The organism is Pedobacter frigoris (assembly GCF_005116445.1).
Lineage (GTDB): Bacteria > Bacteroidota > Bacteroidia > Sphingobacteriales > Sphingobacteriaceae > Pedobacter > Pedobacter frigoris.
On the sequence record NZ_SWBQ01000014.1, the window covers coordinates 1 to 4,726 of the forward strand.

At 38.4% G+C, this 4,726-nt stretch carries 7 protein-coding genes; 6 read left to right on the forward strand and 1 reads right to left on the reverse strand.

Annotated elements, in window-relative coordinates:
• From FA047_RS20300 to FA047_RS20315, 4 genes are all read left to right on the forward strand, one after another.
• Positions 1–390, forward strand: a 390-nt coding sequence (locus FA047_RS20300; RefSeq protein WP_205943366.1) for an RteC domain-containing protein, incomplete at its 5' end; no start/stop codon positions are given.
• Positions 391–518: 128 nt separating this feature from the next.
• On the forward strand, positions 519–1,103 hold the full coding sequence (locus tag FA047_RS20305) for a Crp/Fnr family transcriptional regulator (protein ID WP_136837936.1): 585 nt from the start codon (positions 519–521) through the stop codon (positions 1,101–1,103).
• Between the two features lie 62 nt (positions 1,104–1,165).
• Positions 1,166–2,281: an oxidoreductase gene (locus tag FA047_RS20310; protein ID WP_136837929.1), complete on the forward strand. Its 1,116-nt coding sequence runs from the start codon at positions 1,166–1,168 to the stop codon at positions 2,279–2,281.
• The gene (locus FA047_RS20315) at positions 2,268–2,807 is read left to right on the forward strand and encodes a RidA family protein (RefSeq protein WP_225872809.1); all 540 of its coding nucleotides are present in this window, start codon (positions 2,268–2,270) and stop codon (positions 2,805–2,807) included. Before FA047_RS20310 ends, FA047_RS20315 begins: the two co-directional genes overlap by 14 nt.
• Positions 2,808–2,889: 82 nt before the next feature.
• Here FA047_RS20315 and FA047_RS20320 read toward each other — a convergent pair whose 3' ends face one another.
• A complete protein-coding gene (locus tag FA047_RS20320) occupies positions 2,890–3,243 on the reverse strand; it encodes a winged helix-turn-helix transcriptional regulator (protein WP_136837931.1) in 354 nt (117 codons plus the stop codon).
• Positions 3,244–3,345: 102 nt separating this feature from the next.
• Here FA047_RS20320 and FA047_RS20325 point away from each other — a divergent pair, with 102 nt between their 5' ends.
• Both FA047_RS20325 and FA047_RS20330 read left to right on the forward strand, forming a co-directional pair.
• Positions 3,346–3,879, forward strand: a complete 534-nt coding sequence (locus tag FA047_RS20325) for an NAD(P)H-dependent oxidoreductase (RefSeq protein ID WP_136837933.1) — start codon at positions 3,346–3,348, stop codon at positions 3,877–3,879.
• Positions 3,880–4,028: 149 nt separating this feature from the next.
• Positions 4,029–4,726, forward strand: a 698-nt coding sequence (locus FA047_RS20330) for an RteC domain-containing protein (protein ID WP_136837934.1), incomplete at its 3' end; no start/stop codon positions are given.

The window sequence follows — 4,726 nt, forward strand, 5'->3', positions numbered from 1 at the left end:
TATTTTGAGGCAGATCATCGCTTTTCCACTTCCCACGATTACAAGGTCGCAAAAATTATAGCCAACGACCTGATACAAGTTTATATCGAAGACAAACTAAATAATAACAATCAAAAAAAGGCATCTGATAACTCTGCTCTTAATTGGACGGGAAGCAAGACTGCATTAACAGAACTGGTTTATGCATTACATTCACAAGGTGTTTTTGATAATGGAAATGCGGACATTAAAGTTATTGCTAAAGCCCTTGAACTTGCCTTTAATGTTAGTTTAGGAAATTTCTATCACACTTATTTGGAACTTAAAAGCCGAAAAATGAACAGAACGAAATTCCTTGACTGCCTACGTGATGCACTAATCAGGAAAATGGATGAGCAGGACGAAAAGTAGGATTTTGGTGTTCCGATTTCCGCAACATCTTCAGCGGATCTGCAAGACCACAAAAGGATGATGCTTCTAACCTTATTACGTTGATTTTTGTAAATTTGCAAAACACCAATAGAAGTAAAAATAATGCTATGGTCGAAAATGCTTTATTAAAAAACATATCAAAACATATACACTTAACCCAAGAGGAAATTTCAACTTTCGAGCGTTTTTGGACGGAGAAAACATTGGAAAAGGGAGACTACCTCTTACGTAATGGTGTTACCTGTCGTTACGATAGCTATGTCGTTTCAGGAGCATTGAAAGCGTTTTATATCAATGCTGAAAATGGTAATGAAGAAATTTTATTTTTTGCCGTTGATGATTGGTGGGCTTCTGATTTAGGTAGCTTTTCCAAGCAAAAGCCATCCATATACAACATACAAGCCATAGAGAAAACAACCGTTTTACAAATCAGCCATTATTCTTTTCAAAAGCTACTGGCAGAACTTCCCTGTCTGGAGCGGTACTTTCGGATAATATTGGAAAGTTATTTGGGAACATTGCAAAAGAGACTTATCTATAATAACGTTTACGATGCTGAAAGCAGGTATTATGACTTTTTGGAAACCTACCCAAACATAGCATCAAAAGTACCCCAATATTTAGTAGCATCCTATTTGGGGGTGTCAGCAGAATTTATAAGCCGTATTAAGAAAAAAAATAATCCATCTTGACCTACATCAATTTTTCCTAAATCAATTACCGACAATTTTGCTTCATAAAATTTAAGAAGCAAATGAAACATCACCCTATTTTTCAGAAAGCCAGTATATGGCAAAGAGAATTGATTAACCGGACGGCAGTAGCACCCATGTCACGTGTCAGTGCTACGGCAGACGGCTTGGCTACGGATGAAATGATGGAATATTATTCAGCATTTGCCACCGGAGGATTTGCCGTTATCATTACCGAGGGCATCTATACCGATGTGTACGGTAGCCAAAGTTATAACAATCAGCCTGCACTCGTAAACCATGAACAATGTGCCTCATGGGAAAAGGTAACCCACGCTGTCCATAAATCGCCCTCTCTCATATTTGCACAGTTAATGCACGGAGGTGCTTTGTCGCAATTTAGCGAGAACACCTTAGCCCCGTCCGCCATAAAACCTGTCGGCGTAAAGATGGTTTCATACGGTGGCGAGGGAGATTTTCCCCTTCCTAAAGAAATGAACTTGACGGATATTGAAAGAATGCAAAAGGGCTTTATCAATGGAGCAGTAAATGCCCACAAAGCGGGATTTGACGGCGTAGAAATTCACGGTGCTAACGGCTACCTGTTAGACCAGTTCCTCACACCGGAACTGAACCACCGTAATGACAAGTACGGAGGCACAATGCGGAACCGTTTCCGTGTAGTTGCTGAAATTATCGCTGGCATAAAGGCTTCCGTACCGCAGGATTTCGTTGTCGGTTTAAGGGTTTCGGAGGGAAAAGTAAACGACCTTACGTACCGTTGGGCAGACGGTATCGAAACCGCAAAAGAACTGGCAGAAGAAATAAAGGCGAGCCAACCCAATTTTGTACACGTAGCGGTGCAGACGGGCGAATGGGAACGAGATAGCTTTTTTGGAGACGGACTATCATTGGCATCGGTTATCCGGCAGGCAACGGACATACCTGTAATTGCCAACGGAGGCTTTCATAATCTTGATAAGGTGGAAATCGCCCTGAAAGACAGTCATGCAGACCTAATCGCTATCGGCAAGGTAGCTTTGGCAGACCCACATTGGGTAGTAAAAACGATGAACGATTTACCTCTAATTCCTTTTCACCGTGATATGTTATGGCCGGAGGCAACCCTCCGCCATACACGAAAAATCATCAAAGAATTAAATCTTGAAAACAATTAAACAAGGAATAATGAAAATGAGCAAACTATTGATAATCGGCACATTGTTTTCGCTATGTACTATCACAGGAAAAACGTTCGCACAGACGAACACATCTAAAACTTTAAATAAAGAAAAAATGGAAATTTCACAGATTAAAATTACGCCGGACGCTTACGAACCGTTCCATTTGGCACAGGGTCATCGTGTAGGTGATTTATTGTTTATTTCGGGGCAAACAGCTATTCGCGATGATGGGAAGCTGATAGGCATAGGCGACTTTGATGCCCAAGCACAAAAGGCTTTTGAAAATTTGGACAAGGTATTGAAAGCGGGAGGTTCAAGTTTGAAGAATGTCGTTAAGGTCACCATCATGCTCCGGGACATGGGGAACTTCAATAAGATTGTAAAATTGAGAAGCAAATACTTTACTGCCCCTTATCCGGCAGATACTATTTTTGAAGTTTCAACACTGTTTTCACCCGATGCGCTTATTGAAATAGAAGCTGTTGCGGTGGCAGATGAAGTAGCAGATTGGAAAAAATAATTGTAGGATAAAGCTGTAATCAAAAGGAGAAGAAACATGAGTTCTTCTCCTTTTACAAAGACAATTTTGGGAATAGACATAACTATAGCAATTTGTGCTTTTTGCCCCACTTTTCGAGTTCTTTGATAATTGGTTTCAGGTCATACCCAATCGGTGTTAGTTCGTATTCAACACGAGGAGGTACTTCGGCAAATACCGTCCGTTTTACGATATTGTTTTCTTCCAGTTTTCGGAGTTGCAAGGTTAACATTCGCTCGGTGATGTTGGGCAAACATTTTTTCAGTTCTCCAAATCGGTGTTTTCCGTTTATCAGGTAACAGCAAATGGCTAATGCCCATTGCCCACCGATAATGTTAGAAGCATACACTTCCAAACAATAATTTGCTAAAGCCTGTTTGTTTGCAAAGTTGGTAGATGTTTCTTTAATTTTCGCCATTACTTACATTTTTTATAGTACCATACAATTAGTTGCTAATATACAAATTTACTGTTTCATCAATTATTTTTGCACAATAATTTTTAGTTGGAACAACGATATATGAAAACATTAATAGTAGTTATCCATCCCGATATAGAGCTTTCGGTAATTAATAAAAGGTGGATTGAAGAATTAAGCAAGCATCCTGACAAATATGATGTTCATCAATTGCACAAGGTTTATCCCGATGAACAAATTGATGTATTGGCAGAGCACAAATTGATAGAACGATACGACAAAATTGTATTTCAGTTTCCTTTCTATTGGTTCAATTGCCCTCCATTCTTTAAGAAATGGCTGGATGACGTTCTTACTTATGGGTGGGCGTATGGAAGCAAGAGCGGATATAAAGTTGCCGAAAAGAAGATTGCTTTGGCGATGTCTGTCGGGATAGATGAAGACGAGTATAACGCAACGGGAAAATACAAATACACTATGGCTGAACTGACCCGACCTTTTGAACTGACTTTTGAATACGTAAAAGCCGATTACAGACCGCTCTTTGCGTATTACGGCATTGAGTTGAACAGCGAAAAGGAATGGATAGAAAGAAGCGTACCGCTATATATGGATTTTTTAGAAAATCTTTCGTGAGAATTATACCCAAACGTTAAATAACAGTTTAACCATTCATTGAGTTGTTAATCGGCTAAGCTATAAGTGAGAAACTGGATGATGCCTAAATATAACAGATTTAGGCATTTCTATTAGTAACCGGAACATTGAAATTTCAAGATTACTAAATGGATAAATTTTATAAGAAAATACTGTTTGAGCTGGAAACAACAATCAAAGAATTGGAGATTGAAACCGATTGCCCTATCCAAAGTATAGAAGCTGTTATACACGTTATTGTTAATTCTTTGTCAGAATTAAAAGAGTTCCTCTTGAAAAGAGATTTTAAGAATATTGAGGAGGAAATTCTTTTTTTCAAATATCAGAAACCTGTTATCGTTTCAAAGTTGATTTACTATAATACCATTTATAAAATCGAAACAAAAAAACCTTACGGCGCAAAACCTATTAAGAAGTACCTTAACGATGAATTGAGAAAACTCAAAAGGTATTTTGACAACAATCTTGAATTTTATAAATACTACCGAACCAATAACTCTTTTATTGACGAGAAGCTCTTTGTACGTGGCAAGTTCGATATTAAGCTAAGCTTAGACACCTTTTATTTTGAGGCAGATCATCGCTTTTCCACTTCCCACGATTACAAGGTCGCAAAAATTATAGCCAACGACCTGATACAAGTTTATATCGAAGACAAACTAAATAATAACAATCAAAAAAAGGCATCTGATAACTCTGCTCTTAATTGGACGGGAAGCAAGACTGCATTAACAGAACTGGTTTATGCATTACATTCACAAGGTGTTTTTGATAATGGAAATGCGGACATTAAAGTTATTGCTAAAGCCCTTGAACTTGCCTTTAA